General features: G+C 71.6%; 29 protein-coding genes. 23 read left to right on the forward strand and 6 right to left on the reverse strand.

Going from position 1 to position 25888, the window contains the following annotated elements:
• Positions 1-155 precede the first annotated feature (155 nt).
• The 7 genes from infA (at position 156) to truA (ending at position 4348) form a co-directional block, all read left to right on the forward strand.
• On the forward strand, positions 156-377 hold the full coding sequence (gene infA, locus ACZ3KP_RS23970; protein ID WP_003948620.1) for a translation initiation factor IF-1: 222 nt from the start codon (positions 156-158) through the stop codon (positions 375-377).
• Between the two features lie 58 nt (positions 378-435).
• Entirely contained in the window at positions 436-549 is a 114-nt protein-coding gene (rpmJ, locus tag ACZ3KP_RS23975; RefSeq protein WP_003998809.1) for a 50S ribosomal protein L36, read from the forward strand.
• Positions 550-737: 188 nt separating this feature from the next.
• Positions 738-1118, forward strand: coding sequence for a 30S ribosomal protein S13 (rpsM, locus tag ACZ3KP_RS23980; protein WP_031167100.1), 381 nt, complete (start codon positions 738-740; stop codon positions 1116-1118).
• Positions 1119-1188: 70 nt separating this feature from the next.
• Positions 1189-1593, forward strand: a complete 405-nt coding sequence (gene rpsK / locus ACZ3KP_RS23985) for a 30S ribosomal protein S11 (protein ID WP_003956432.1) — start codon at positions 1189-1191, stop codon at positions 1591-1593.
• Positions 1594-1736: 143 nt separating this feature from the next.
• A complete protein-coding gene (locus tag ACZ3KP_RS23990) occupies positions 1737-2759 on the forward strand; it encodes a DNA-directed RNA polymerase subunit alpha (protein WP_003966937.1) in 1023 nt (340 codons plus the stop codon).
• A gap of 96 nt (positions 2760-2855) precedes the next feature.
• Positions 2856-3362 carry a 50S ribosomal protein L17 gene (rplQ, locus tag ACZ3KP_RS23995; RefSeq protein ID WP_467501651.1) on the forward strand — a complete coding sequence of 169 codons (507 nt, stop codon included), beginning with the start codon at positions 2856-2858 and terminating at the stop codon, positions 3360-3362.
• Between the two features lie 128 nt (positions 3363-3490).
• Complete coding sequence (gene truA, locus ACZ3KP_RS24000) at positions 3491-4348, forward strand: tRNA pseudouridine(38-40) synthase TruA (RefSeq protein ID WP_467501652.1); 858 nt, start codon at positions 3491-3493, stop codon at positions 4346-4348.
• A 10-nt stretch (positions 4349-4358) separates the two neighbouring features.
• Here the strand turns inward: truA and ACZ3KP_RS24005 are convergent, their stop codons facing one another.
• Positions 4359-5237, reverse strand: coding sequence for a hypothetical protein (locus ACZ3KP_RS24005; protein WP_132893074.1), 879 nt, complete (start codon positions 5235-5237; stop codon positions 4359-4361).
• Between the two features lie 347 nt (positions 5238-5584).
• Between ACZ3KP_RS24005 and rplM the strand changes: the two genes are divergently transcribed.
• From rplM to glmM, 3 genes are all read left to right on the forward strand, one after another.
• Positions 5585-6028 carry a 50S ribosomal protein L13 gene (gene rplM, locus ACZ3KP_RS24010; RefSeq protein ID WP_132893072.1) on the forward strand — a complete coding sequence of 148 codons (444 nt, stop codon included), beginning with the start codon at positions 5585-5587 and terminating at the stop codon, positions 6026-6028.
• A 42-nt stretch (positions 6029-6070) separates the two neighbouring features.
• Positions 6071-6583 (forward strand): 30S ribosomal protein S9, encoded by a 513-nt coding sequence (gene rpsI / locus ACZ3KP_RS24015; RefSeq protein WP_132893070.1) that lies wholly within the window; start codon positions 6071-6073, stop codon positions 6581-6583.
• Positions 6584-6763: 180 nt separating this feature from the next.
• Positions 6764-8122 carry a phosphoglucosamine mutase gene (gene glmM / locus ACZ3KP_RS24020; protein WP_467501653.1) on the forward strand — a complete coding sequence of 453 codons (1359 nt, stop codon included), beginning with the start codon at positions 6764-6766 and terminating at the stop codon, positions 8120-8122.
• A gap of 112 nt (positions 8123-8234) precedes the next feature.
• On the opposite strand, the gene ACZ3KP_RS24025 is transcribed toward glmM, so the two are convergent.
• The 3 genes from ACZ3KP_RS24025 to ACZ3KP_RS24035 form a co-directional block, all read right to left on the reverse strand.
• On the reverse strand, positions 8235-9164 hold the full coding sequence (locus ACZ3KP_RS24025) for a DUF389 domain-containing protein (RefSeq protein ID WP_467501654.1): 930 nt from the start codon (positions 9162-9164) through the stop codon (positions 8235-8237).
• A gap of 25 nt (positions 9165-9189) precedes the next feature.
• Positions 9190-10158 carry a type I pantothenate kinase gene (coaA, locus tag ACZ3KP_RS24030; RefSeq protein WP_358981758.1) on the reverse strand — a complete coding sequence of 323 codons (969 nt, stop codon included), beginning with the start codon at positions 10156-10158 and terminating at the stop codon, positions 9190-9192.
• Positions 10159-10224: 66 nt separating this feature from the next.
• The gene (locus ACZ3KP_RS24035; protein WP_467501655.1) at positions 10225-10596 is read right to left on the reverse strand and encodes a hypothetical protein; all 372 of its coding nucleotides are present in this window, start codon (positions 10594-10596) and stop codon (positions 10225-10227) included.
• 102 nt (positions 10597-10698) lie between these two features.
• Between ACZ3KP_RS24035 and glmS the strand changes: the two genes are divergently transcribed.
• The 8 genes from glmS (at position 10699) to ACZ3KP_RS24075 (ending at position 18955) form a co-directional block, all read left to right on the forward strand.
• Positions 10699-12546: a glutamine--fructose-6-phosphate transaminase (isomerizing) gene (glmS, locus tag ACZ3KP_RS24040; protein WP_467501656.1), complete on the forward strand. Its 1848-nt coding sequence runs from the start codon at positions 10699-10701 to the stop codon at positions 12544-12546.
• A 16-nt stretch (positions 12547-12562) separates the two neighbouring features.
• Positions 12563-12934 (forward strand): holo-ACP synthase, encoded by a 372-nt coding sequence (locus tag ACZ3KP_RS24045; RefSeq protein ID WP_132893058.1) that lies wholly within the window; start codon positions 12563-12565, stop codon positions 12932-12934.
• A 97-nt stretch (positions 12935-13031) separates the two neighbouring features.
• Positions 13032-14468 (forward strand): NAD(P)H-hydrate dehydratase, encoded by a 1437-nt coding sequence (locus tag ACZ3KP_RS24050; protein ID WP_467501657.1) that lies wholly within the window; start codon positions 13032-13034, stop codon positions 14466-14468.
• Positions 14469-14606: 138 nt separating this feature from the next.
• The gene (locus tag ACZ3KP_RS24055) at positions 14607-15500 is read left to right on the forward strand and encodes a L,D-transpeptidase family protein (protein WP_467501658.1); all 894 of its coding nucleotides are present in this window, start codon (positions 14607-14609) and stop codon (positions 15498-15500) included.
• Positions 15501-15569: 69 nt separating this feature from the next.
• A complete protein-coding gene (gene alr / locus ACZ3KP_RS24060) occupies positions 15570-16775 on the forward strand; it encodes an alanine racemase (RefSeq protein WP_467501659.1) in 1206 nt (401 codons plus the stop codon).
• Positions 16776-16895: 120 nt separating this feature from the next.
• A complete protein-coding gene (locus tag ACZ3KP_RS24065) occupies positions 16896-18149 on the forward strand; it encodes an alpha/beta fold hydrolase (protein WP_467501660.1) in 1254 nt (417 codons plus the stop codon).
• Complete coding sequence (tsaE, locus tag ACZ3KP_RS24070; RefSeq protein WP_467501661.1) at positions 18115-18627, forward strand: tRNA (adenosine(37)-N6)-threonylcarbamoyltransferase complex ATPase subunit type 1 TsaE; 513 nt, start codon at positions 18115-18117, stop codon at positions 18625-18627. Before ACZ3KP_RS24065 ends, tsaE begins: the two co-directional genes overlap by 35 nt.
• Positions 18628-18757: 130 nt before the next feature.
• The gene (locus ACZ3KP_RS24075; protein ID WP_467501662.1) at positions 18758-18955 is read left to right on the forward strand and encodes a hypothetical protein; all 198 of its coding nucleotides are present in this window, start codon (positions 18758-18760) and stop codon (positions 18953-18955) included.
• 152 nt (positions 18956-19107) lie between these two features.
• Here the strand turns inward: ACZ3KP_RS24075 and ACZ3KP_RS24080 are convergent, their stop codons facing one another.
• Complete coding sequence (locus ACZ3KP_RS24080) at positions 19108-19671, reverse strand: hypothetical protein (RefSeq protein WP_467501663.1); 564 nt, start codon at positions 19669-19671, stop codon at positions 19108-19110.
• 169 nt (positions 19672-19840) lie between these two features.
• On the opposite strand from ACZ3KP_RS24080, the gene tsaB reads away from it, so the two are divergent.
• Genes tsaB through ACZ3KP_RS24100 form a run of 4 tightly spaced genes read left to right on the forward strand, consistent with a single transcriptional unit; the run spans position 19841 to position 22377 of the window.
• Positions 19841-20497 carry a tRNA (adenosine(37)-N6)-threonylcarbamoyltransferase complex dimerization subunit type 1 TsaB gene (gene tsaB, locus ACZ3KP_RS24085; protein ID WP_467501664.1) on the forward strand — a complete coding sequence of 219 codons (657 nt, stop codon included), beginning with the start codon at positions 19841-19843 and terminating at the stop codon, positions 20495-20497.
• 17 nt (positions 20498-20514) lie between these two features.
• Positions 20515-21036, forward strand: coding sequence for a ribosomal protein S18-alanine N-acetyltransferase (gene rimI / locus ACZ3KP_RS24090; protein ID WP_467501746.1), 522 nt, complete (start codon positions 20515-20517; stop codon positions 21034-21036).
• Positions 21029-22117, forward strand: coding sequence for a tRNA (adenosine(37)-N6)-threonylcarbamoyltransferase complex transferase subunit TsaD (tsaD, locus tag ACZ3KP_RS24095; protein ID WP_467501665.1), 1089 nt, complete (start codon positions 21029-21031; stop codon positions 22115-22117). Before rimI ends, tsaD begins: the two co-directional genes overlap by 8 nt.
• Positions 22114-22377 (forward strand): hypothetical protein, encoded by a 264-nt coding sequence (locus ACZ3KP_RS24100; RefSeq protein ID WP_467501666.1) that lies wholly within the window; start codon positions 22114-22116, stop codon positions 22375-22377. The genes tsaD and ACZ3KP_RS24100 overlap by 4 nt, the downstream gene beginning before the upstream one ends.
• Before the next feature lie 15 nt (positions 22378-22392).
• On the opposite strand, the gene ACZ3KP_RS24105 is transcribed toward ACZ3KP_RS24100, so the two are convergent.
• A complete protein-coding gene (locus ACZ3KP_RS24105; protein WP_467501667.1) occupies positions 22393-24690 on the reverse strand; it encodes a beta-xylosidase/alpha-l-arabinosidase in 2298 nt (765 codons plus the stop codon).
• A gap of 138 nt (positions 24691-24828) precedes the next feature.
• Here ACZ3KP_RS24105 and ACZ3KP_RS24110 point away from each other — a divergent pair, with 138 nt between their 5' ends.
• Entirely contained in the window at positions 24829-25860 is a 1032-nt protein-coding gene (locus ACZ3KP_RS24110) for a LacI family DNA-binding transcriptional regulator (RefSeq protein WP_358981745.1), read from the forward strand.
• Positions 25861-25888 lie beyond the last annotated feature (28 nt).

A 25888-nucleotide genomic window follows, 5' to 3' on the forward strand; every position in this document is an offset into this window, starting at 1 on the left:
TAATGATCTGCCGGGTGGGGCAGGCTTTCTCGATTCGTCTTTCCGGGTGCGCTGACGTAGACTGACTCGTCGGCTCTCGTGCACCCGCATGTCCGCATGCGCCCGTAAGGGACAGTGCGGGAGTCGATCAAGGTAGTCGATTCGAAGGGCGAAGCGTGGCCAAGAAGCAAGGTGCCATCGAGATCGAGGGCACTGTCGTCGAGTCTCTTCCGAACGCCATGTTCAAGGTCGAGCTCCAGAACGGCCACCAGGTCCTGGCACACATCAGCGGCAAGATGCGCATGCACTACATCCGCATCCTCCCTGACGACCGGGTCGTGGTGGAGCTGTCTCCGTACGACCTGACGCGTGGCCGGATCGTCTACCGCTACAAGTAGATCTTGCCCGCACCCCGGATCCTTGCGGGGTGGTGGCACTGACCCGGAGAACCTCACCATGAAGGTCAAGCCGAGCGTCAAGAAGATCTGCGACAAGTGCAGGGTGATCCGCCGTCACGGTCGGGTCATGGTCATCTGCGAGAACCCGCGCCACAAGCAGCGCCAGGGCTGACGCACGACCGATCCCTCTGCACCCGCAGAGATTCGCGCGACGCAAGCTGAATTTGTTCATACGCAGGACCCAGGCGCCGAAGGTGCCTGACACCCCCGGTTCGGAGGCCGGGGACCCAGTTCGTACCTGGTACGGCGGCTGGGAGCCGGTTCTGCGGAAGACCTCCGAAGATCACCAGGAGCCATTGAATGGCACGCGTTTCCGGTGTTGACATCCCGCGCGAAAAGCGCGTGGAGGTCGCCCTCACCTACGTGTTCGGCATCGGCCGGACACTCTCCCAGCAGACGCTGGCCGAGACCGGCATCGACCCGAACACCCGTGTCCGGGACCTCACCGAAGAGCAGCTCGTCGCGATTCGTGAGTACGTCGACAACAACATCAAGACCGAGGGTGACCTCCGTCGCGAGATCCAGGCCGACATCCGCCGCAAGGTCGAGATCGGCTGCTACCAGGGTCTGCGTCACCGTCGCGGCCTGCCCGTCCGCGGTCAGCGCACCAGCACCAACGCCCGCACCCGCAAGGGTCCGCGTCGCGCCATCGCCGGCAAGAAGAAGCCGGGCAAGAAGTAGTCCTCAGCGGACAACGCTTCATCAGCGGTCTTCGCTGTAGGACCGACCACCTCCCCGTAGGAGTTTGTAGATGCCCCCCAAGGGTCGTCAGGGCGCTGCCAAGAAGGTGCGCCGCAAGGAAAAGAAGAACGTCGCTCACGGCCACGCGCACATCAAGAGCACGTTCAACAACACGATCGTCTCCATCACGGACCCGTCGGGCAACGTGATCTCCTGGGCCTCCGCCGGCCACGTCGGCTTCAAGGGCTCCCGGAAGTCCACGCCGTTCGCCGCGCAGATGGCCGCCGAGTCGGCTGCCCGCCGCGCTCAGGAGCACGGCATGCGCAAGGTCGACGTGTTCGTGAAGGGCCCGGGTTCCGGTCGTGAGACCGCGATCCGCTCCCTGCAGGCCACGGGCCTCGAGGTCGGCTCCATCCAGGACGTCACCCCGACCCCGCACAACGGCTGCCGTCCGCCGAAGCGCCGCCGCGTCTGACGTCGCTTCGCAGGGCTGCTCGGGCGGTACGGCACCGTAAGGGTCGTGCCGCCCGTACCCTTGCAGTACCCGCGTCCTTCACCGGCGCGGTTCCGTCGGGCGTCAAATAGCGGGCGTCCACGAAAGAAGGATCTGATCCACACATGCTGATCGCTCAGCGTCCCTCGTTGACCGAAGAGGTCGTCGACGAGTTCCGCTCCCGGTTCGTGATCGAGCCGCTGGAGCCGGGCTTCGGCTACACCCTCGGCAACTCCCTGCGCCGTACCCTCCTGTCGTCGATCCCCGGTGCCGCTGTCACCAGCATCCGCATCGACGGCGTCCTGCACGAGTTCACCACCGTGCCGGGCGTCAAGGAGGACGTCACCGACCTGATCCTCAACATCAAGCAGCTGGTCGTCTCCTCGGAGCACGACGAGCCGGTCGTGATGTACCTGCGCAAGCAGGGTCCGGGTCTGGTCACCGCCGCCGACATCGCGCCGCCGGCCGGTGTCGAGGTGCACAACCCCGACCTGGTCCTCGCCACGCTCAACGGCAAGGGCAAGCTGGAGATGGAGCTGACGGTCGAGCGTGGCCGCGGGTACGTCTCCGCCGTGCAGAACAAGCAGGTGGGCCAGGAGATCGGCCGTATCCCGGTCGACTCGATCTACTCGCCGGTGCTGAAGGTCACGTACAAGGTCGAGGCGACCCGTGTCGAGCAGCGCACCGACTTCGACAAGCTGATCGTCGACGTCGAGACCAAGCAGGCGATGCGTCCGCGTGACGCCATGGCCTCCGCCGGCAAGACCCTGGTCGAGCTGTTCGGTCTGGCGCGCGAGCTTAATATCGACGCCGAGGGCATCGACATGGGCCCGTCCCCCACGGACGCCGCCCTCGCCGCCGACCTGGCGCTGCCGATCGAGGAGCTGGAGCTCACGGTCCGCTCGTACAACTGCCTCAAGCGTGAGGGCATCCACTCCGTGGGTGAGCTCGTCGCGCGCTCCGAGGCCGACCTCCTGGACATCCGCAACTTCGGTGCGAAGTCCATCGACGAGGTCAAGGCGAAGCTGGCCGGCATGGGCCTGGCCCTGAAGGACAGCCCGCCCGGATTCGACCCCACGGCCGCTGCCGACGCCTTCGGCGCCGACGACGACGCGGACGCGGGTTTCGTGGAGACCGAGCAGTACTGATCAGTACCTGACCGGTCGTTGCCGGTGGGCATCCGCTCACCGGGTTCCTGACCCCGGTACCTGACACGGCCGGGGCAGACACACAGGAGAAGAACCATGCCGAAGCCCACCAAGGGTGCCCGTCTGGGCGGCAGCGCCGCGCACGAGAAGCTGCTCCTCGCGAACCTCGCGAAGTCGCTCTTCGAGCACGGCCGCATCACCACCACCGAGGCGAAGGCCCGCCGCCTGCGCCCGTACGCCGAGCGTCTGGTCACCAAGGCGAAGAAGGGCGACCTTCACAACCGCCGTCAGGTGCTCCAGGTCATCACGGACAAGAGCATCGTGCACACGCTCTTCACCGAGATCGGCCCCCGCTACGAGAACCGTCCGGGTGGTTACACCCGCATCACCAAGATCGGTAACCGCCGTGGCGACAACGCGCCCATGGCTGTCATCGAGCTGGTCGAGGCGCTGACGGTCGCGCAGCAGGCGACCGGCGAGGCCGAGGCCGCCACCAAGCGTGCGGTCAAGGAGGCCGAGGAGGCCAAGGTCGAGGAGACCAAGGCCGACGAGGTCGCCGAGGACGCGGCGCCGGCCGAGGGCGAGGAGTCGAAGGAGGCGTAAGGCCGTCCTTTGGCTGCCGGCCCGTCGTGGCTGGTCGCGCAGTTCCCCGCCCCCCTGAGGGGGCGCGTCAGTGGGCCCGTTCCTTTCGAGGGGCGGGCCCACTTTCCTGTGCTTGAGAGGATTCTTCCGTGAGTGACGAAGTTCAGCCCGGCCACGTGCGTATCCGTCTTGACCTGTCCTACGACGGGACCGGCTTTCACGGCTGGGCCAAGCAGGCCGGTGGTCGGCGGACCGTGCAGGGGGAGATCGAGGAGGCGCTGCGCGTCGTCACGCGGTCGCACGAGACGACGTACGAGCTGACCGTCGCCGGGCGGACCGATGCCGGGGTGCACGCGCGCGGACAGGTGGCGCACGTCGACCTGCCGGCCGGGCTGTGGGAGGAGCAGGGCGAGAAGCTGCTGAAGCGGCTGGCCGGGCGGCTCCCGAAGGATGTCCGGGTGTGGTCGCTCGCGGCGGCCCCGGAGGGCTTCAACGCCCGTTTCTCGGCCGTCTGGCGCCGCTACGCGTACCGGGTGACCGACAATCCCGGCGGTGTCGATCCGCTGCTGCGCAACCACGTGCTGTGGCACGACTGGCCGCTCGACGTGGCGGCCATGAACGAGGCGGCCGCGCGGCTGCTGGGGGAGCACGACTTCGCGGCGTACTGCAAGCGGCGGGAGGGGGCGACGACCATCAGGACCCTCCAGGAGCTGAGCCTGGAGCGGGGGTCCGACGGGATCGTCACGGCGACCGTGCGGGCGGACGCCTTCTGCCACAACATGGTGCGGTCCCTGATCGGCGCGCTGCTGTTCGTGGGGGACGGGCACCGGGGCCCGGAGTGGCCGGGCAAGGTGCTGGCCGCCGGAGTCAGGGACTCGGCCGTGCACGTCGTACGCCCGCACGGCCTGACCCTCGAGGAGGTCGGCTACCCGGCGGACGAGCTCCTCGCGGCGCGCAACAAGGAGGCGCGCAACAAGCGCTCGCTGCCGTCCGCCGGGTGCTGCTAGGGGCGCGTGGTCACCGGTTCGCCGCTGCTGAGGCCTGGGCCTCGCCGCGGCGGCGGATCTGGCGGAAGGTGAACTCCGCCAGGTCGTCACCGGTCCGGAAGACCTTGGTGTCCTTGGTGGTGACGTCCTTGCCGCTGGTGAAGCCGGTGGTGGTGAAGTAGGCGTAGCGGCCGTAGGAGTTCACCGTCGTACGGCAGACCCCGGAGTTGCAGAAGGCCGGCACGCCGGCGCCCGCGAGGGAGCTGACGAAGCCCTTCTTGTCGGCCTCGCTCTTGGCCTTGCCGGCTTGCGCCTCGGTGTTGAAGACGGCCACGCCGACCGTGACCGCAACGCCGTCCTTGCTGTAGGTGACGCGCAGCAGCCGGGTGCAGTTGTTCTTGGTGAGAACGTTGACCAGGGTGCCCTTGGCGACCGAGGCGCAGTTCTTGGTGTCGGCCGTCGCGCCCTTCTTGTAGACCGTCTCGCCCATGGTCAGCTGGGTGCCCGGGAAGAGGGTCTCGGCGCTGAGCGGTGCGGTGTCCTTCTGCACGCTGGATATGAAGTCCTGCGGGTCCAGCGGCGGGGGCGCGCTGGTCGGCGCGAAGGACGGCACCGAGTCCGCGGACTCGCTGGGCAGCGAGGCGCTCGCGGGCAGGTTGGTGGGCGTGCCGGAGGCCTTGTCGTCGCCGTTCGCGGACACCACGGCCATCGCGACGGCGGTGCCGATCGCCAGCGTGGCGACCACGCCACCGCCGATGAACAGCACTCTGCGCCGCTTGTTCCGCGTTTCCGAGGCCTCGGCCAGCGCCGCCCAGTCCGGGGTCTGGTCGTTGCCGCTGCTCCACGGTTGCTGAGACTGCGGTTTCCAGGGATCCCACTGGGACTGGGGTCCCCCCTGCCCATAACTCATGGGGCGCATCTTAGACGGGGGAAGCGGGGTGCCGGTGCGACAGTACGAACGGTGATAGTGGACCTTTGGGGCACGGGGGAGCATCCCGGTACCGCCGGGGGCCTCCGATGTCCGGGGAGTGTCGCCGAGGGCTCGTTTTGACCCGTCCGGGGGCGTCCCGGTAGGCTGACTCCTCGTTGTGTATTGGCTCGCTCATTCTCACGGGAGCGGCCTCTACCTAGGTTCCCTGGAGCAGTTACCAGTGGGCGGCATACGGGCAGCGTCCCCGGCATTGTCGTCCCCAGCTGCACGATCGCTTCAGTGATGCCATGTGTCAGCACCCATCCACTGAAGAAGAAGGCTGCGAAGTGCGTACGTACAGCCCCAAGCCCGGCGATGTGACTCGCCAGTGGCACGTCATTGACGCTCGGGACGTCGTCCTGGGCCGTCTCGCCACCACCGCCGCGTCCCTTCTCCGCGGCAAGCACAAGCCGATCTACGCGCCCCACGTCGACACCGGTGACTTCGTCATCATCATCAACGCCGACAAGGTGCACCTGTCCGGCAACAAGCGGACCCAGAAGATGGCGTACCGCCACTCCGGCTACCCGGGTGGTCTGCGCTCCGTCCGCTACGACGAGCTGCTCGACAAGAACCCCGAGAAGGCCATCGAGAAGGCCGTCAAGGGCATGCTCCCCAAGAACACGCTGGGCCGTCAGATGCTCTCGAAGCTGAAGGTCTACAAGGGTGACGTGCACCCGCACGCTGCGCAGCAGCCGGTGCCGTTCGAGATCACCCAGGTCGCGCAGTAAGTCCGGCCACCCCCTAAGACTGAAGAGAATCTGAGGAGAATCGTGGCCGAGACCACTGCCGAGCAGCCGCTCGAAGAGCTTGACATCGACAGCTACACCACGGAGTCGGACGTCCCCGTCGAGGGCGAGTACACCTCCGAGTCCCTCGCGTCCCGCTTCGGCGACCCGCAGCCGGCCGCCGGCCTGGGCCGTCGCAAGAACGCCATCGCCCGCGTCCGGATCATCCCGGGCACCGGCAAGTGGAAGATCAACGGTCGCACCCTCGAGGACTACTTCCCGAACAAGGTGCACCAGCAGGAAGTCAACGAGCCCTTCAAGGTGCTGGAGCTCGAAGGCCGTTACGACGTCGTCGCCCGCATCGCCGGTGGCGGTGTCTCCGGTCAGGCCGGTGCGCTCCGTCTCGGTGTCGCCCGCGCGCTGAACGAGGCGGACGTCGACAACAACCGCGGCCCGCTCAAGAAGGCCGGCTTCCTCAGGCGCGACGACCGTGCGGTCGAGCGCAAGAAGGCCGGTCTCAAGAAGGCCCGCAAGGCCCCGCAGTACAGCAAGCGCTAATCACCAGCTGCCTGCACGTACTCCGAACGCCCCGGCGGCACGCCACATGTGCCGCCGGGGCGTTCGTTTATCCCAGGCAAGGGCGTATAACGACACAAGACGCTCAACGGCTGGTGTGATCGCATGACTAAGCGCCTGTCATCATTTTCTGGCAGCACGGACGCTTCCTCAGGAGGACAAGTGGGACGACTCTTCGGCACGGACGGCGTGCGCGGTGTCGCCAACGCGGACCTGACCGCCGAGATGGCGCTCGGCCTGTCGGTCGCGGCGGCGCACGTGCTGGCCGAGGCGGGGACGTTCGAGGGCCACCGGCCGAAGGCGGTCGTCGGACGGGACCCGCGCGCGTCCGGGGAGTTCCTTGAGGCGGCCGTGGTCGCCGGCCTCGCGAGCGCCGGCGTCGACGTCCTGAGCGTGGGCGTCCTGCCGACCCCGGCCGTGGCCTTCCTGACCGGCGCGCTCGGCGCCGACCTCGGTGTCATGCTCTCCGCCAGCCACAACGCCATGCCGGACAACGGCATCAAGTTCCTCGCCCGCGGCGGCCACAAGCTCGACGACGAGCTGGAGGACCGCATCGAGGCGGTGTACGAGTCCCACCGGCACGGCGAGCCCTGGGAGCGGCCGACCGGTGCGGGCGTCGGCCGGGTGCGGTCGTACGACGCGGGTTCCGAGCAGTACGTCGGCCACCTGCTCGCCGTCCTCCCCAACCGGTTGGACGGTCTGAAGATCGTTCTCGACGAAGCGCACGGCGCGGCCGCGGGGGTCTCGCCGGAGGCGTTCCGCCGGGCCGGTGCCGAGGTCGTCACCATCGGAGCCGAGCCGGACGGTCTCAACATCAACGACGGCTGCGGCTCGACCCACCTCGGACCGCTGAAGGCCGCGGTCGTCGAGCACGGCGCCGACTTCGGCATCGCCCACGACGGCGACGCGGACCGGTGCCTGGCCGTGGACCACACCGGCGAGGAGGTCGACGGCGACCAGATCATGGCCGTGCTCGCGCTCGCGATGCGGGAGCGGGACGCGCTGCGCGCCGACACCGTCGTCGCCACCGTCATGTCCAACCTCGGGTTCAAGCTGGCGCTGGAGCGGGCGGGGCTGCACCTCGTGCAGACCGCGGTCGGCGACCGGTACGTCCTGGAGGAGATGAAGGAGCACGGGTACGCCCTCGGCGGCGAGCAGTCCGGGCACGTCATCATCCTCGACCACGCGACGACCGGTGACGGCACGCTGACCGGGCTGCTGCTGGCGGCGCGGGTCGCCGAGACCGGGAAGTCCCTGCGGGAGCTGGCCGGGGTGATGGAGCGGCTGCCCCAGGTACTGATCAACGTGCCGGACGTCGACCGGTCGCGCGTGGGGACCTCGGGGGACCTGGCGGCGGCCGTGGCCGAGGCGGAGCGGGAGCTGGGGGAGACGGGGCGCGTGCTGCTCCGCCCCTCCGGGACCGAGCCGCTGGTGCGGGTGATGGTCGAGGCGGCCGACATCGAGCAGGCGCGGTCGGTGGCGGGACGGCTGGCCGACGCCGTGAAGTCGGCGCTGGGGTAGTTCGTCTTTCTGGGGTCGGGGTGCCGGGGAGCGTGGGCTGCGGGCTGCGGGTTCGTCGTGGCTTGTCGCGCAGTTCCTCCCCCAGCCTTCGGCCGGGGGACCCCCAGCGCCCCTAGGTTTCCTGGCGGTGGAGTTTCCAGAAGTACTTCTGGGCGACGAGGGTCGCCGTGCCCGCGAGGACGATGCCCAGCAGGTTCAGGAGCAGCTGCTCGGTCGAACCCCATGCCTGCCGGTACTCGCTGTACGAGAAGGCCACCGCCGCGTTCGCCGCCGCCGGGACGGTCGTCACCGAGATGGCCACGCCCACCAGGGCGCCCGACTTCGCCGAGGTCAGGGAGAGTATGCCGGCGATGCCGGCCAGGACCGCGACGACGAACGAGAACGCGTCCGGACGGTAGATGAAGTTGGTGTTCGGGCGTTCGGCCTCCAACTGCACCTTGGTGAACAGGCCTGCGCCGTCCATGAAGTAGGTGAAGCCGACCGTCACCAGCATCGCCACCGCGAAGCCGACGAGCAGCGCGATCACGGAACGCAGGGCCAGGCGGGGGCGGCGTCGCACGGCCGCCGTGCAGATGCCGGCCAGCGGGCCGAACTCCGGGCCCACCGCCATCGCCCCCACGATCAGGATCGCGTTGTCCAGAACGACACCGCAGGCCGCGATCATCGTGGCCAGCGTGATGAACGCGACGTAGGTGACCGACAGCGTCGACTCCTCGTGGGTCGCCTCCGTCAGCCCTTCCCACAGCACCGCGTCCGCGCCCTCGCCCGGCGCCTCGGCCTCGGCTTCGTCGGCCCGGCGGGACAGCGTCAGATCGATGTCCTCCACGGCGATCGAGCCGGTCTCGTCCAGTCCCGACGCCCTGAGCGCGCCGATGAGTTCGTCGCCCGCCTCCCGGGCCACGTCGCACATCACGACGTCCCCCGCGGGGTTGCGGGCGGCTCCCGGCAGGACCACGAGGTGGGTCGTGCCGACGGTGGTCTCGATCAGCCGGACCACGTCGTCGGTGCGGTCGGCCGGGGTGATCAGGCGCAGATGCAGCATGGCGCCTTTCTAACAGGCCCGGAGGTCACAGCTTGCGCAGCCTCAGGCGCTGCACCTTGTGGTCCGGGCCCTTGCGCACGACCAGGGTGGCGCGGCCGCGGGTGGGGGCGATGTTCTCCACCAGGTTCGGCCTGTTGATGGTGCGCCACAGGCCGCGGGCGTAGTCCAGGGCCTCCTCCTCGGAGACCTGGGTGTACTTGCGGAAGTACGAGTCGGGGTTCTGGAAGGCGGTCTGCCGGAGCTTCTGGAACCGGTTGAGGTACCAGCGCTCGATGTCCTCCTCGCCGGCATCGACGTACACGCTGAAGTCGAAGTAGTCCGCGAGGCCGACCCGGGTGCGGCCGTCGCTGCCGGGCAGCGCGGGCTGCAGGACGTTCAGGCCCTCGACGATCAGGATGTCCGGGCGCCGGACGGTGAGCCTGCGGTCCGGGACGATGTCGTAGATGAGGTGGGAGTAGACGGGGGCGGTGACCTCGTCCTTGCCGGCCTTGATGTCGGCGACGAAGCGGGTCAGGGCCCGGCGGTCGTACGACTCGGGGAAGCCCTTGCGCGACATCAGGCCGCGCGCCTCCAGCTCCCTGGTCGGGAGCAGGAAGCCGTCCGTCGTCACCAGCTCGACGCGCGGGTGCTCGGGCCAGCGGGAGAGCAGGGCCTGCAGGAGCCGGGCGACGGTGGACTTCCCGACGGCGACCGAACCGGCCACGCCTATCACGAAGGGGGTGCCGGACTGCGAACCCTGTTCGCCGAGGAAGGTGTTCAGGGCGCCCCGCAGGCCGTCCGTGGCGCCGACGTACAGATTGAGCAGCCGGGACAGCGGCAGGTAGACGTCCCGCACCTCGTCGAGGTCGATGACGTCACCGAGTCCGCGCAGCTTCTCGACCTCGTCGGCGGTCAGCGGCAAGGGCGTCTTGTCACGCAGCGCGCTCCACTCGGCGCGGGTGAGGTCGACGTAGGGAGTCGCCTCCGGCCTGTGCCGGTGGGCGCTCCGGGGCATCGGGGAGACCGGAGAGATCACATTCCATTGTTAACGGAGTCTGAACGGGACGGCGGGTGGGGTCCGTCACGTGGGGCTGCGGCCGGGACCGAGGGAGGCGAGGCTCTCGGCTGCCAGGCGTGCGAGGGACTTGGCGCGCGTGACGAAGACGTCCGGGTTGTCCATCCTGGCCGTGACCCGCGGTGGATAGATCTCGGAATCGACGTGGTGGGCGAACGTGTCGCGCAACGCGGTGAGGACGTTCGTCCGGTCGGGCTCGGGAAGCGACCCGACGAACACGTAGCCCGAGGCGACACCCGCCACGACCACACGCTTCGCCTGGTCGTCCGTCACGTGCCGGAGGATGAAGGCGGCCGCGTCCTCGAAGAGGGCCGACGTGGCGAACCAGTCGAGACCCTCCTCCGACGCGCCGCGGGGCAAGGACACGAGCTTCGTCATCGCTTCGAGAGTGCCATGACCGGATCCGACCCGCGACGTCATTTCCGATTTCGGGCACGCTGAGCCGTGTTCGGGGCGGGGGCGGCACTTAGGCTGCCGCTCATGTGCGGAATCGTGGGATACGTGGGGGCGCAGTCGGCGCTCGATGTCGTGGTGGCCGGGCTGAAGCGGCTGGAGTACCGCGGGTACGACTCGGCCGGTGTCGCCGTGCTGGCGGACGGCGGGCTGGCCTCGGCGAAGAAGGCCGGGAAGCTGGTGAACCTGGAGAAGGAGCTGACGGAGCGGCCGTTGCCGACCGGGTCCACCGGCGTCGGGCACACCCGCTGGGCCACGCACGGCGGCCCGACGGACGCCAACGCGCATCCGCACCTCGACAACGCCGGCCGGGTCGCCGTCGTCCACAACGGGATCATCGAGAACTTCGCCGCGCTGCGCGCCGAGTTGGCGGAGCGCGGGCACGACCTGGCGTCCGAGACGGACACCGAGGTCGTGGCGCACCTGCTCGCCGAGGAGTTCTCCGCCACCGCCGATCTCGCGGAGGCGATGCGGCTGGTGTGCCGCCGTCTGGAGGGCGCGTTCACCCTGGTCGCGGTGCACGCCGACGAGCCGGACGTGGTCGTGGGCGCCCGCCGGAACTCCCCCCTGGTGGTGGGCGTGGGGGAGGGCGAGGCGTTCCTCGCCTCGGACGTCGCCGCGTTCATCGCCCACACGCGGTCGGCGATCGAGCTGGGCCAGGACCAGGTGGTGGAGCTGCGCCGGGACGGCGTGACGGTGACGGGCTTCGACGGCGCCCCGGCGGACGTCCGTGCGTACCACGTCGACTGGGACGCGTCGGCGGCGGAGAAGGGGGGCTACGACTACTTCATGCTCAAGGAGATCGCCGAGCAGCCCAAGGCGGTCGCCGACACCCTCCTGGGCCGCATCGACACGAACGGCTCGCTGACCCTCGACGAGGTCCGGATCGGCGCGGCGGAGCTGCGCGAGGTCGACAAGGTGGTCATCGTCGCCTGCGGTACGGCCTTCCACGCCGGGCTGATCGCCAAGTACGCCATCGAGCACTGGACCCGCATCCCGTGCGAGGTTGAGCTGGCCAGCGAGTTCCGCTACCGGGACCCGATCCTGGACTCGCGTTCGCTGGTCATCGCCATCTCGCAGTCCGGCGAGACCATGGACACCCTGATGGCGCTGCGGCACGCGCGGGAACAGGGCTCGAAGGTGCTCGCCATCTGCAACACCAACGGCTCGACGATCCCCCGTGAGTCGGACGCGGTGCTGTACACCCACGCCGGCCCGGAGGTCGCGGTCGCCTCGACCAAGGCGTTCCTCACCCAGTTGGTCGCCTGCTACCTGGTCGCCCTCTACCTCGGCCAGGTGCGGGGCACCAAGTGGGGCGACGAGATCGGCGCCGTGATCCGGGACCTCTCGCAGATCTCCGGCGAGGTCGAACGGGTCCTGGAGACCATGGAGCCGGTACGGGCGCTGGCGCGGTCGCTGGCGGACAAGAAGACGGTGCTGTTCCTCGGCCGGCACGTCGGCTACCCGGTCGCCCTGGAAGGCGCCCTGAAGCTCAAGGAACTGGCGTACATGCACGCCGAGGGCTTCGCGGCGGGCGAGTTGAAGCACGGGCCGATCGCGCTGATCGAGGAGGATCTGCCGGTGGTCGTGGTCGTGCCCTCGCCGCGCGGCCGTTCGGTGCTGCACGACAAGATCGTGTCCAACATCCAGGAGATCAGGGCGCGCGGTGCGCGGACCATCGTGATCGCGGAGGAGGGCGACGAGGCGGTCGTGCCGTACGCCGACCACCTGGTCAGCATCCCGGCCACCCCGACCCTCCTCCAGCCGCTGGTGGCCACGGTCCCGCTCCAGGTCTTCGCCTGCGAGCTGGCCACCGCCCGCGGCAACGAGGTGGACCAGCCGCGCAACCTGGCGAAGTCCGTGACCGTGGAGTGACCGTAGGCTGCCCGACATGAGCATCATCGGGGTCGGGATCGACGTCGCCGAGATCGACCGGTTCCGGGAGTCGCTGGAGCGTACTCCCGGGCTGGCCGGGCGGTTGTTCGTGGAGCGGGAGTTGTATCTGGCGAGCGGGGAGCGGCGCGGCGCCGCCTCGCTCGCGGCGCGGTTCGCGGCGAAGGAGGCCCTGGCCAAGGCGCTGGGTGCGCCGCCGGGGCTGCTCTGGACGGACGTGGAGGTGGTCGTCGAGGACAGCGGGCGGCCACGGCTGCGGGTACGGGGCAGCGTGGCCGCCTGCGCGGCGGAACTCGGCGTCCGGTCGTGGCATGTGTCGCTCAGTCACGATGCCGGGGTGGCCTCGGCGGTGGTGATCGCCGAGGGGTGACCCGGCCCCTGGGGGGTGCCCCGGGTGGTGCCCCCGCAGTGAGCCCCGGCAGCGGCGGCGGATGCGTGGTCCGCGGGTTACGGGAGAGACTCGGGGCATGCGGACTGCTTACAGCGTGGAGACGGTACGGGCGGCCGAGCGGGAGTTGATGGCGCGGCTGCCGGAAGGGGCGCTGATGCAGCGGGCCGCCGCCGGGCTGGCCGCCGCCTGCGCCGAGTTGCTCGGACGGGTGTACGGCAGCCGGGTGGTGCTGCTGGTCGGCAGCGGGGACAACGGCGGGGACGCGCTGTACGCGGGGGCGCGGCTGGCCCGCAGGGGCGCGGGCGTCACGGCCGTGCCGCTCACGCCGGAGCGGGCGCACGCGGACGGGCTGGCGGCGCTGCGCCGGGCCGGCGGCAGGGTGGTGGACCCCGGGAGTGCCGACGCGGCGATCCTGCGGGCCGATCTCGTCGTCGACGGGATCGTGGGCATCGGCGGGAAGGGCGGGCTGCGCCCGGACGCGGCCGCGCTGGTGGCCGTGGTGGAGCGCTCGCGGGCCGCCGTGGTCGCCGTGGACCTGCCGAGCGGGGTCGAGGCGGACAGCGGTGAGGTGCGCGGGGCGGCCGTACGGGCCGACCTCACGGTCACCTTCGGGACGCACAAGCCGGGGCTGCTGGTCGATCCCGCGCGGGCGTACGCCGGTTCGGTACGACTGGTCGACATCGGGCTCGAACTGCCCGAGGAGGCCGAGCTGGAGGCGTTGCAGGACGTCGACGTGGCGCGGCTGCTGCCGGCGCCGTCGGCGGAGAGCGACAAGTACCGGCGGGGAGTGGTCGGCATCGCCGCCGGGTCGGCGCGCTATCCGGGCGCGGCCGTGCTCGCCGTCGCGGGTGCGCTGCGGGGCGGCGCCGGGGCCGTACGGTACGCCGGGCCAGCCAAGGACGAGGTGCTGGCGCGCTTTCCCGAGACGCTGGTGTCGGACGGGGGGCCGCGCAAGGCCGGGCGGGTGCAGGCGTGGGTGGTCGGGCCGGGCGCCGGTGACGACGCCCGGATGGTCGCCGAGGTGCTGGAGGAGGAGGTGCCGGTGCTGCTCGACGCGGACGGGCTGCGGCTCGCCGACCGCGACACGGTGCGCGGTCGTACGGCACCCACGCTGATGACGCCGCACGCCGGGGAGGCGGCCGCTCTGCTGGGGGTACGGCGGGAGGAGGTCGAGGCCGGCCGGCTCGCGGCGGTGCGGGAGCTGGCGGCGGCGTACCGGGCGACGGTGCTGCTGAAGGGGTCGACGACGTTGGTCGCGGCGGCCGGGGGAGGAGCGGTCCGGGTCAACGCGACGGGGACGCCGTGGCTGGCCACCGCCGGGAGCGGGGATGTGCTGTCGGGGCTCGGGGGGTCGTTGCTCGCGGCGGGGTTGGACGGGCGGGACGCGGGGAGTGTGGCGGCGTATCTGCACGGGCTCGCGGGGAGGTTCGCCGCGCGGGGGGCGCCGGTGGTCGCGCACGAGGTCGCCGCGGAGCTGCCGTCGGCGTGGCGGGGTGTTTTCCCGAGGGGGTGAGGGGGGCGGACGGTTCGGGGCGACCCGATCGCGCGCCCTTCCCGGCCGCGTCTGCATCCCCCGGGTGACCTCGCCGCGCGGCTTCCCGGAATCGCCAGGGGGGCGGGGTTGTCTGATCGCATGATTAGTGGACGAATCATGCGTAAACGGCGGGGGAGTGCCGGAGTCCTCGTCGTCGCCCTGGCCGTGCTCTGTCTCGGGGCCGGGAGCGCCGCCGCCGGCACCGGTGCCCCCAAGCCGCCGGCCGTCGTTCCCGAGTCGGACCTGGTGCCGGGGGTCGCGCCCGGCCCCGGCCGGCCCTGGACAGTCGACACCCCCGACCAGGTGCTGCCGCCGAAGGTGTACACGCCCGGTGCCCAGGAGGACGCCGTCGAGCCGAAGGCGGCGGCGCCGGGGACGTACGACCTCGTCGAGTACGTGCCGCTCAGCGACGCCGTCGCCAAGGTGAGCTGCTCCAAGCTCACCGGCCCGTACCAGAGGCAGATCGAGCAGTGGCTGGGGCTCAAGGCGGACGGCAGGCAGTCCGCGGCCGACTGCAAGGCCATCCGGACGTTCCAGAAGCGGTACGGGATCAAGCCGGCGATCGGGTTCGCGGGACCGGTGACCTGGTACCAGATGATGCTGCTGTCGGCGAGGAAGAACCCGAACGCCGCGAAGAACTGCCCCGTGCGGTCGTACCGGGTCGCCTGCGTCGATCTCAACCGGCAGGTCACCTGGGTGCAGAAGGGCGGCAAGGTGATCTACGGGCCGGTGCAGATGCGCAGCGGACGCAAGGGCTACGCGACCAGGGCCGGGTGGCACACCGTGTACTGGCGGCACAAGAACCACTGGTCGACGCTGTACAACTCGCCCATGCCGTATGCCCAGTTCTTCGACGGCGGGCAGGCCTTCCATGCCGTGTACGGCTCCATCTACACCACCGTCGGCTCCTGGGGGTGCGTGAACCTGAAGCTCGGCGACGCCAAGAAGCTGTGGGGCGTGCTGAAAAAGGGGGACAAGGTGTACGTGTGGGGGCACCGGACGGGTACCTGAGCTGTCCGGACCTCGTACCAGGGCCTGCGCCGGGGGGCCGGCCGGGGCCTCTGAGACACTGGGGGCGCGATGAGTGACACACCGACTGCACCGACTGCGCCGACCGCGCCCCTGCGCGCCCGCGCCCAGATCGACCTGGCCGCCCTGCGGGCCAACGTGCGGACCCTGCGCGCCCTCGCGCCGGGCGCCGCCCTGATGGCCGTGGTGAAGTCCGACGCGTACGGCCACGGCGCCGTCCAGTGTGCCCGCGCCGCCGTCGAGGCGGGCGCGGCCTGGCTGGGTACGGCCACTCCGGAGGAGGCCCTGGCACTGCGCGCCGACGCGGATCTGCCGGCGGACGTGCGGATCATGTGCTGGCTGTGGACCCCGGGCGGGCCCTGGCGCGAGGCCGTCGAGGCGGACCTGGACGTGTCGGTGAGCGGCCTGTGGGCGCTGCGCGAGGTCGTCGAGGCGGCGCGGCTGGCCGGCCGCCCCGCGCGCGTGCAGCTCAAGGCGGACACCGGGCTCGGGCGCAACGGCTGCCAGCCCGCCGACTGGCCCGAGCTGGTCGGCGAGGCGCTGCGGGCCGAGGCGGCGGGCCGGGTCCGGATCACGGGACTGTGGTCGCACTTCGCCTGCGCCGACGAGCCCGGCCATCCCTCCATCGCCGCCCAGCTCACCCTCTTCCGTGAACTGCTCGCGTACGCCGAGGAGCAGGGCGTGCGCCCCGAGGTGCGGCACATCGCCAACTCGCCGGCCACCCTCACCCTCCCCGAGTCCCACTTCGACCTCGTCCGCACCGGCATCGCGCTCTACGGCCTGTCGCCCAGCCCCGAGCTGGGCAGCGCGGCCGACTTCGGCCTGCGCCCGGTGATGACCCTGGCCGCCTCCCTCGCCCTGGTGAAGCACGTCCCGGGCGGACACGGCGTCAGCTACGGACACCATTACGTCACGCCCGGCGAGACCACCCTCGGGCTGGTCCCCGTCGGGTACGCGGACGGCGTCCCGCGGCACGCCTCCGGCAGCGGACCCGTGCTGATCGGCGGCAAGTGGCGGACGGTCGCCGGACGCGTCGCCATGGACCAGTTCGTCGTCGACCTCGGCGGCGACGAGCCCGAAACCGGTTCCGAGGCCGTGCTGTTCGGGCCGGGCGACCGCGGCGAGCCCACCGCCGAGGACTGGGCCCAGGCCGCCGGCACCATCGCCTACGAGATCGTCACCCGCATCGGAACCCGGGTTCCTCGCGTCTACGTGAACGAGGAACCGAATGGGCAGGAACCAAGGGACGGCGACTGACCTTCTCCATGGTTCGGCGGCGCCGCAACCCGGTTACACCTGTAGCAGCATGAGTCATGTCGTCGGAATCACCCGAACCGCCGAACCGGCGAACTGCAGTACGGCGAAGAGGAGCGGTACGTGAGCGAGAGCAGTGCGGAGGCCGTAGCGGACGCCGCGGCGGCCGTCGTCTCCGCCACGGGGGTGGACGCCAGCTGGCGCAAGGTGACCGGTATCGCCGGGGCCGCCATAGGCGTACTCGCCGCCGGGGCGGCGGCCGGGGTCGCCCTGGAACGGATGACGGTGGGCCGCGCGATGCGCCGCAAGGCCCGGCTGGCCCTGGACTCCGCAGGACCCTACGGCACCCTGCGCGGCACACCGGGCAAGGCCTCCGCCGACGACGGCACCGAGCTGTACTACGAGGTCGACGAGACCGAACCCGACACCGGCACCGCCGTCTCCCCGCGCCGCCGCCGGCTCTTCGGCCGCAAGGCGCCCGCACCCGTCACCGTCGTCTTCAGCCACGGCTACTGCCTCAACCAGGACTCCTGGCACTTCCAGCGCGCGGCCCTGCGCGGCGTCGTCCGCACCGTGCACTGGGACCAGCGCAGCCACGGCCGCTCCGGCCGGGGTGTCGCCCAGCACGAGGACGGCGCGGCGGTCACCATCGACCAGCTGGGCCGGGACCTCAAGGCCGTCCTCGACGCGGCCGTCCCCGAGGGGCCGATCGTGCTGGTCGGTCACTCCATGGGCGGCATGACCGTGATGGCGCTGGCCGCGCAGTACCCGGAGCTGATCCGGGAGCGGGTCGTCGCCACCGCCTTCGTCGGCACCTCGTCCGGGCGGCTCGGCGAGGTCAACTTCGGGCTGCCGGTCGCCGGCGTCAACGCGGTGCGCCGGGTGCTGCCCGGAGTGCTGAAGGCGCTGGGCACCCAGGCCGCGCTGGTGGAGAAGGGACGGCAGATCACCGCCGACCTGTTCGCCGGGATCATCAAGCGGTACTCGTTCGCGGGCCGGGACATCGACCCGGCCGTCGAGCGGTTCGCCGAACGGATGATCGAGTCCACTCCGATCGACGTGGTCGCCGAGTTCTACCCGGCCTTCACCGACCACGACAAGACCGCCGCGCTCGCCCACTTCCAGAAACTGCCGGTGCTGGTGCTGGCCGGGGTGCAGGACCTGGTCACGCCCAGCGAGCACAGCGAGGTCATCGCCGACCTGCTGCCCGACGCCGAACTGGTGCTCGTCCCGGACGCCGGTCACCTGGTCATGCTGGAACACCCGGAAGTGGTCACCGACCGGCTCGCCGACCTCCTCACGCGCGCGGGCGCCGTGCCGGCAGGGGCTACGGTAAGTGGCTATGGAAGCACCAGCAGCACGGCACGACCTGGCTGAGACCGAGCTGATCATCACCTCCCCCGAGCAGATGCGGGAGCTGGGCCGCCGACTGGCCAAGCTGCTGCGCGCCGGTGACCTCGTGATGCTCAGCGGGGAGCTCGGCGCCGGCAAGACGACGCTGACGCGCGGCCTGGGCGAGGGGCTCGGGGTGCGCGGGGCCGTCACCTCGCCGACGTTCGTCATCGCCCGCGTCCACCCCTCCCTCGGGGACGGGCCGCCGCTCGTCCACGTCGACGCGTACCGCCTCGGCGGCGGGCTCGACGAGATGGAGGACCTCGACCTCGACGTCTCGCTGCCCGAGTCCGTGATCGTCGTGGAGTGGGGCGAGGGCAAGGTCGAGGAGCTGACCGAGGACCGGCTCGTCGTGGGCATCCACCGGGCCGTCGGTGACACCACGGACGAGGTGCGGCACGTCACCCTGACGGGTCTCGGGGAGCGGTGGGCCGCGGTGGAGCTGGGTGCGCTGTCCGCCTGAGGACCGTGTGAACGTTCCGACAAGGCGTCGGGAAAATGTTGCGCCGGGCACATCGGGCGTGGTCACATGGTATCCAGTCCGTAGTTAGGTCTACCTAACCACGTCCGCCCCCGTACGTCAGGAGGCGCCAGTGTCCGTGTCCCAGTCCGAGGAGCGGCGACCGGTCACGGCCGCCGACGTCTGCATGCGCGAGCTGCTGGCGTCCTGCGCGGCCGCCGACGCGGTGTCCAGGCCGCCCGGACGTCCGGAGCCGGCACCCGGGCCGGTCCCGCAGCCGGCGGCGCGGCCGACGTCGCAGCCGGGCGCGCGGGCGCGCCGGGCGGCCTAGGTGTGCTGCGAAAGTCCCGTCTGCCGCGCGACGCCATGCACGCTCCCCCAGCCTCCGGCCGGGGGGACCCCCAGAGCACGCACCGGACGCCGCGCGGCCCGCCCTCCGGGCGGAGGACGGGACTTTCGCAGCACGCCCCAGGGCCCCGGCGGTCAGCGGATCACCATCACCTTCACGCCGATCGTCGCGAACCGCCACATCGCCTCGCCGTCCGCGCGGGTCTCGCGGATGCCGCCCGTCTTCACCGTCGGGTCGGGGGTCTCCGTGGAGCCGCCGCCGGTGGCGGCGCTGAAGCCGATCGCCGAGCCGTCCTTCGTCGTCGCGAAGCGGACCACGTGTTCGATGGGCAGCCCGTCCGTGCCCGTGACGGCCTTCGAGCGGGACGTCACCCAGTAGACACCGGGGACGGGGTCGATCGTCCCCGGGTTCACCTTGAAGGTGCGCTCCAGGCGGCCCTGCTCGTCGACGAGCCAGACCCGGTCGTCGTCCACCGAGTACACCACCCGTTCACCCGTGCCGGAGTTGTTCGGAAGGGCCTCCGGATGGCGCCGGTCCCGGGGCGCCCTGGACGCCGTCGCCCCGGGCGCGGCGCTCGCCGCCGCCCGGCCGCCGAGGCCGGGCGGAACGGTGGCGGAGGCCTGGTAGGCGAGGAGGCCGACCGCACCGACGGCCGCCGCGGTGAGGCCCGCCACGATTCCCGAGCTGGTCCCTGACACGTGCGCCACCTCTGTCTAGCCGGATGCCTTGTCGTGCGGCTGGCGCACGACGCGTGGACGACTCGTGTACGACTGGCCGTATATGTCGTACTTCGTACGAACCGTAGCAGTCAGTGACGGTCCGCTCCGGACGGCCGTGCTCGCGCCGCCGGAGCCGTAGGCTGTTCGCGTGCTCTTGCTCGCTCTGGATACCGCCACCCCCGCCGTCACCGTCGCGCTGCACGACGGTACGGCCGTCATCGCCTCGTCGAGCCAGGTGGACGCGCGCCGGCACGGCGAGCTGCTGCTGCCGGCCGTCGACCGCGTCCTCGCCGAGGCCGGGGTCACGCTGGACGCCGTGACCGGGATCGCCGTAGGCGTCGGACCCGGCCCCTACACCGGCCTGCGGGTCGGTCTGATGACCGCCGACACCTTCGGGCTCGCCCTCGGGGTGCCCGTGCACGGCCTGTGCACGCTCGACGCCCTCGCCTACGCGGCCGACATCGAGAAGGGCCCGTTCGTCGTGGCCACCGATGCCCGCCGCAAGGAGGTCTACTGGGCGACGTACGCCGACTCGCGCACCCGGCTCACGGAGCCGGCCGTCGACCGGCCCGCCGACATCGCCGAGCGGGTCGCCGGGATGCCGGCGGTCGGCGCGGGCGCGCTGCTCTACCCGGACACCTTCCCGGCCGCCCACGAACCCGAGCACGTCTCGGCCGCGGCCCTGGCCTGCCTCGCCGCCGCCAGGCTGGCCGCGGGCGAGGAACTGCCCGCGCCCCGGCCGCTGTACCTGCGCCGGCCGGACGCCCAGGTGCCCAAGAACTACAAGGTGGTCACACCCAAGTGACCGCACAGCTGCGCGAGATGCGCTGGTGGGACATCGACCCGGTCCTGGAGCTGGAGAGGGACCTGTTCCCCGAGGACGCCTGGTCCCGGGGCATGTTCTGGTCCGAGCTGGCGCACGCGAGGGGACCGCAGGCGTCCCGGCGGTACGTGGTCGCCCTGGAGGACGACCGGATCGTCGGGTACGCGGGGCTGGCCGCGCAGGGCGCCGGGGCCGAGGGCGGCGCCGCCCCCATGGGCGACATCCAGACCATCGCCGTACGACGTGACCAGTGGGGCACCGGCCTCGGCGGGGAGCTGCTCACCGAGCTGCTGCGGGCCGCGACCGCCTTCGAGTGCGCCGAGGTCATGCTCGAGTGCCGGATCGACAACCTCCGCGCCCAGAAGCTCTACGAACGGTTCGGCTTCGAGCCCATCGGGTTCCGCCGCGGCTACTACCAGCCGGGGAACGTGGACGCCCTGGTGATGCGGCTGACGACGAAACCCGACAGTGGCTCCGCCGACGGATCCACCTCCGAACAAGGAACCGAGATCAATGGCTGACGAACCCCTGGTCCTGGGGATCGAGACCTCCTGCGACGAGACCGGCGTCGGCATCGTCCGGGGCACCACCCTGCTGGCCGACGCCGTCGCCTCGTCCGTGGACGAGCACGCCCGCTTCGGCGGGGTCGTCCCCGAGGTCGCCTCCCGCGCGCACCTGGAGGCGATGGTCCCGACGATCCAGCGGGCCCTGAAGGAAGCGGGCGTGAGCGCCCGGGACCTGGACGGCATCGCGGTCACGGCCGGCCCCGGCCTGGCCGGTGCGCTGCTGGTCGGCGTCTCGGCGGCGAAGGCGTACGCCTACGCGCTGGGCAAACCGCTGTACGGGGTGAACCACCTCGCCTCCCACATCTGCGTCGACCAGCTCGAACACGGCCCGCTGCCCGAGCCCACGATGGCCCTGCTGGTCTCCGGCGGCCACTCCTCCCTGCTGCTGTCCTCGGACATCACCTCCGACGTACGGCCGCTCGGCGCGACCATCGACGACGCGGCCGGCGAGGCCTTCGACAAGATCGCCCGGGTGCTGGACCTGGGCTTCCCCGGCGGCCCGGTCATCGACCGCTACGCGAAGGAGGGCGACCCGGAGGCGATCGCCTTCCCGCGCGGCCTGACCGGCCCCCGCGACCCGGCGTACGACTTCTCCTTCTCCGGTCTCAAGACGGCGGTGGCCCGCTGGATCGAGGCGAAGCGGGCGGCGGGCGAGGAGGTCCCGGTCCGTGACGTGTCCGCGTCCTTCCAGGAGGCCGTCGTCGACGTCCTGACCCGCAAGGCCGTCCGCGCCTGCCGGGACGAGGGCGTCGACCACCTGATGATCGGCGGCGGGGTGGCCGCCAACTCCCGGCTGCGCGCCCTCGCCCAGGAGCGCTGCGAGGCGGCCGGCATCCGGCTGCGCGTCCCCCGCCCGAAGCTGTGCACGGACAACGGCGCGATGGTGGCCGCCCTGGGCGCGGAGATGGTCGCTCGCAACCGGACGGCGTCGAGCTGGGACCTCTCCGCGGACAGCTCCCTGCCGGTGACGGACCCGCACGTGCCCGGCAACCACGACCACGTGCACGAGGTCAGCAAGGAGAACCTCTACTCGTGACGGTCGCGTCGATGTGGGAGGCGCGGGCCGCGCAGGGCAGGGGCGACGACCTGCTCGCGTGGGCGCGGACACAGCGGCTCGCCCCGGCCCCCCTGCGCCGCGAGACGTTCCGGGCGCCGCAGGACCGGGTGCTGGTCATCACCTGGTGGGACGGGGAGTACGACGCCGATCTGCCCGAACTCCCCGACCCGCCCGGCGACCTGGTCGCCCGCCCGGTCCACCGCTGGCGTTTCGAGTCGGTCGACGACGGCGGCCGTTGACCGGCGGCCCCGCGGTCACACCACCTCCGTCGCGCAGCGCAGCATCCGGTCCGGCCCCGGCCGCCGCACCGGGCCGGTCAGCCGGAGCCGCACCGCGGCCCGCACCTCCGCGCTCGACGCCGCCACCCGCAGCTCCAGCTCCCCCGGCTCCACCACCCGCGCCCCCTCCCGGGCGGTGAACGCCGACAGGTCCGCGTGGAACCGGAAGGTGACCCGCCGGGACGCCCCGGGGGCCAGCTCGACCCGCTGGTAGCCGATCAGCCGCACGTCCGGGCGGGTCACCGAGGCCACCGGGTCGTGCAGGTACAGCTGGACGACCTCCGTGCCCGCCCGCTCGCCCGTGTTGCGGACCGTCAGGATGACGTCGTGGGTGCCGTCCGTGGTGATCTCGGCCGTGTCCGGCGAGATGAGGTCCCAGGCGAACGCCGTGTACGAGCGGCCGTGTCCGAAGGGGTACAGCGGGGTCGGGTCCAGGTTGCTGACCTCGCCCGCCAGGCCCAGCGGCGGCTGGAGATAGGTCCAGGGCTGACCGCCGGGCACCCTCGGAACGCTCACCGGCAGCCTCCCCGAGGGGTTGACGCGGCCCGACAGCACGCCCGCCACCGCCGGGCCGCCCTCCTCCCCGGGGAAGAACGCCTGCACCGTCGCGCCCAGCCGGCCGTGCCAGCGGCCCAGCGCGTACGGGCGCCCGGTGAGCAGGACCAGGACCACCGGCACCCCGGTGGCGACCAGCGCGTCCAGCAGACCGCCCTGGACGCCCGGCAGCGCGAGGTCCGTGACGTCGCAGCCCTCGCCGGAGGTGCCCCGTCCGAACAGGCCCGCCCGGTCGCCCAGGACCGCCACGCACACGTCCGCCTCCGAGGCGCGGGCCACCGCCTCCTCGAAACCCGAGGTGTCCGGGTCCGAGACGTCGCAGCCCTCGGCGAACGTCACCTTCGCGTCCGGGAGTTCGGTGCGCAGGGAGTCGAGGACCGTGGGGATGGAGAGGCCCGAATCCACCTCGGGACGGTGGGTGAGGACGTGGGACGGGAAGGAGTAGCAGCCGAGCATGGCGAGCGCGTCCGCGGCCCGCGGGCCCACCACCGCGACGCGGGTGCCGGGGGCGAGGGGGAGCGCCCCGTCGGGGTTGTCCAGCAGGACCACCGACTCCTCGGCGAGCCGGCGGGCCAGGGCGCGGTTGGCCGTCGAGTCGAGGTCGACCGGACCCTCCTGCGCGGGCTCCCAGCCCTCGTCCAGCAGGCCCAGCTCGCACTTCTGGAGCAGCACCCGACGGGCCGCCCGGTCGACCAGGGACTCCGGGACGGTGCCTTCCCGAACCGCGGCCACCAGAGGGCGGCCGTAGCACTTCAGCGTCGGCAGTTCGACGTCGATGCCCGCCGCGAGCGCCAGGTGCGCCGCCTCCGCCTCGGAGCCCGCCACCCGGTGCAGCGTCTGCAGGAAGCCGATGCCGAAGTAGTCGGCGACCACCGTGCCCTCGAAACCCCATTCGGTGCGCAGGACGTCGGTCAGCAGACGGGGGTCCGCGGAGGCCGGGACACCGTCCGTGTCGTTGTACGCGGCCATCACCGAGCGGGCCCCGCCCTCGCGCAGCGCCATCTCGAACGGAGGGAGGGTGATGTCCGCGAACTCCCGGACCCCGGCGCGGACCGGCGCCAGGTTGCGGGCGCCCGCGGAGGAGGCGTAACCGGCGAAGTGCTTGAGGGTGGCGACGATCCCGGCCGACTCCAGGCCCCGCACGTAGGCCGCGCCGATCGTGCCCACCAGGTAGGGGTCCTCGCCGATCGTCTCCTCGACCCGGCCCCAGCGCGGATCACGCACCACGTCCAGGACGGGGGCCAGACCCTGGTGGACCCCGACCGAGCGGAGGTCGTGGCCGATGTGCCGGCCCAGTTCCTCGGTGAGCGCCGGGTCGAAGGAGGCGCCCCAGGCGAGCGGGACCGGGTACGCCGTCGCCTGCCAGGCCGTGAACCCCGCCAGGCACTCCTCGTGGGCGATCGCCGGAATGCCGAACCGGCCGGCCGCGGTGATCCGGCGCTGGGCGCGGGCCAGTGCTCGCGCGCCCAGCGCCGGGGCCACCGGGGCGGTGCCGAAGGAACGGGTCAGCTGGCCGAGGCCGAGCGTGATCAGCTCCTCCCAGTCGTAGTCGGCGGTCATCTCGCGTTGCAGCGGGGCGACTCCGTCGCCGTCCGTGGCGGCGCCCACCCACACGCCGTAGAGCTGGGCGGTCTTCTCCTCCAGGGTCATCCGGGAGAGCAGGTCGTCGACGCGGGTGGCGGCGGGCAGTTCGGGGTCTCGCCATGGAGCGGTGGTCATGAAACTCCCGTCTTCGCTTTCTGCGGGCTCCTGCTGGAACGCTGCTGCGAATGTTTCGTACCACACACCGAATGTTCCGGGAACCTATGGCGTGCTCAGGTCTTCGTCAAGGGGGAGCGTGGGGATACGATCGCGGGCATGACGCCTTCGAAGCCCGCAGAAACGCAGACGGCGACGCTCGCCGAAATCGCCCGCGAGGCCGGCGTGTCCGCTCCGACTGTTTCGAAGGTCCTCAACGGGCGCGCCGACGTCGCCCCGGCGACCCGTACCCGGGTCGAGGAACTGCTGCGCGCCTACGGCTACCGGCGGCGCCGCGCCGAGGCCTCCCGTTCCCCGCTGATCGACCTGGTCTTCCACGAGCTGGAGAGCGCCTGGGCGATGGAGGTCATCCGCGGGGTGGAGAACGTGGCCCGGGACGCGGGCCTGAGCGTCGTCCTGTCCGAGTCCGCCGGCCGGCTCACCCCCGGGCGGACCTGGGCGGACCAGGTGGCGGCGCGCCGGCCGCACGGGGTGGTGCTGGTGCTGTCGGGGCTGGACGAGTCGCAGCGGGCGCTGCTGCTGAGCCGGTCCATCCCGTTCGTGGTGATGGACCCGGCCGGGGACCCCGGGCCGGACGTGCCGTCCATCGGGGCCACCAACTGGCAGGGCGGCCTGGCCGCCACCCGGCACCTCGTCGAGCTGGGGCACCGGCGCATCGGCGCGATCAGCGGACCGTCCCGGATGATGTGCAGCATTGCCCGGGTGGACGGGTACCGGGCCGCGCTGGAGACCGCCGGGCTCCCCGTGGACCAGGGGCTGGTCAAGGCCGGCGACTTCCACCACGACGCCGGTTACCGGCTCGGCCTGGAGCTGCTGCGGATGCCCGACCGGCCCACCGCGGTCTTCACCGGCAACGACCTCCAGGCGCTCGGGCTGTACGAGGCCGCGCGCGAGCTGGGGCTGCGCATCCCGGAGGACGTGAGCATCGTCGGGTTCGACGATCTGCCGGTGGCCCGCTGGGTGGGGCCGCCGCTGACGACCGTACGGCAGCCGCTGACCGAGATGGCCGAGGCGGCGGCGCGGCTGGTGCTGGAGATGGGACGCGCGCAGGACGCCACGACCGCGACCCGGGTGGAGCTGGCGACCAGCCTGGTGGTGCGGTCCAGTACGGCGCCGCCGGCGTCCGGCTGAGGCGCCCCTGGCCGGAAGGTGACGTATT

Source organism: Streptomyces sp. NPDC020958, from assembly GCF_055562175.1.

Excerpts from the sequence above, each read along its gene's own strand:
- ACZ3KP_RS24035 (WP_467501655.1), bottom strand. The coding sequence starts at position 10,596 with ATGACGAAGCTCGTGTCCTTGCCCCGCGGCGCGTCGGAGGAGGGTCTC.
- rpsK (WP_003956432.1), top strand. The coding sequence starts at position 1,189 with ATGCCCCCCAAGGGTCGTCAGGGCGCTGCCAAGAAGGTGCGCCGCAAG.
- alr (WP_467501659.1), top strand. The coding sequence starts at position 15,570 with ATGAGTGACACACCGACTGCACCGACTGCGCCGACCGCGCCCCTGCGC.
- ACZ3KP_RS24110 (WP_358981745.1), top strand. The coding sequence starts at position 24,829 with ATGACGCCTTCGAAGCCCGCAGAAACGCAGACGGCGACGCTCGCCGAA.
- rpmJ (WP_003998809.1), top strand. The coding sequence starts at position 436 with ATGAAGGTCAAGCCGAGCGTCAAGAAGATCTGCGACAAGTGCAGGGTG.
- ACZ3KP_RS24005 (WP_132893074.1), bottom strand. The coding sequence starts at position 5,237 with ATGAGTTATGGGCAGGGGGGACCCCAGTCCCAGTGGGATCCCTGGAAA.
- rimI (WP_467501746.1), top strand. The coding sequence starts at position 20,515 with ATGCGCTGGTGGGACATCGACCCGGTCCTGGAGCTGGAGAGGGACCTG.
- ACZ3KP_RS24050 (WP_467501657.1), top strand. The coding sequence starts at position 13,032 with ATGCGGACTGCTTACAGCGTGGAGACGGTACGGGCGGCCGAGCGGGAG.
- ACZ3KP_RS24105 (WP_467501667.1), bottom strand. The coding sequence starts at position 24,690 with ATGACCACCGCTCCATGGCGAGACCCCGAACTGCCCGCCGCCACCCGC.
- coaA (WP_358981758.1), bottom strand. The coding sequence starts at position 10,158 with ATGCCCCGGAGCGCCCACCGGCACAGGCCGGAGGCGACTCCCTACGTC.
- ACZ3KP_RS24055 (WP_467501658.1), top strand. The coding sequence starts at position 14,607 with ATGCGTAAACGGCGGGGGAGTGCCGGAGTCCTCGTCGTCGCCCTGGCC.
- tsaE (WP_467501661.1), top strand. The coding sequence starts at position 18,115 with ATGGAAGCACCAGCAGCACGGCACGACCTGGCTGAGACCGAGCTGATC.
- glmS (WP_467501656.1), top strand. The coding sequence starts at position 10,699 with ATGTGCGGAATCGTGGGATACGTGGGGGCGCAGTCGGCGCTCGATGTC.
- rplQ (WP_467501651.1), top strand. The coding sequence starts at position 2,856 with ATGCCGAAGCCCACCAAGGGTGCCCGTCTGGGCGGCAGCGCCGCGCAC.
- ACZ3KP_RS24025 (WP_467501654.1), bottom strand. The coding sequence starts at position 9,164 with ATGCTGCATCTGCGCCTGATCACCCCGGCCGACCGCACCGACGACGTG.
- ACZ3KP_RS24045 (WP_132893058.1), top strand. The coding sequence starts at position 12,563 with ATGAGCATCATCGGGGTCGGGATCGACGTCGCCGAGATCGACCGGTTC.
- tsaD (WP_467501665.1), top strand. The coding sequence starts at position 21,029 with ATGGCTGACGAACCCCTGGTCCTGGGGATCGAGACCTCCTGCGACGAG.
- ACZ3KP_RS23990 (WP_003966937.1), top strand. The coding sequence starts at position 1,737 with ATGCTGATCGCTCAGCGTCCCTCGTTGACCGAAGAGGTCGTCGACGAG.
- rpsM (WP_031167100.1), top strand. The coding sequence starts at position 738 with ATGGCACGCGTTTCCGGTGTTGACATCCCGCGCGAAAAGCGCGTGGAG.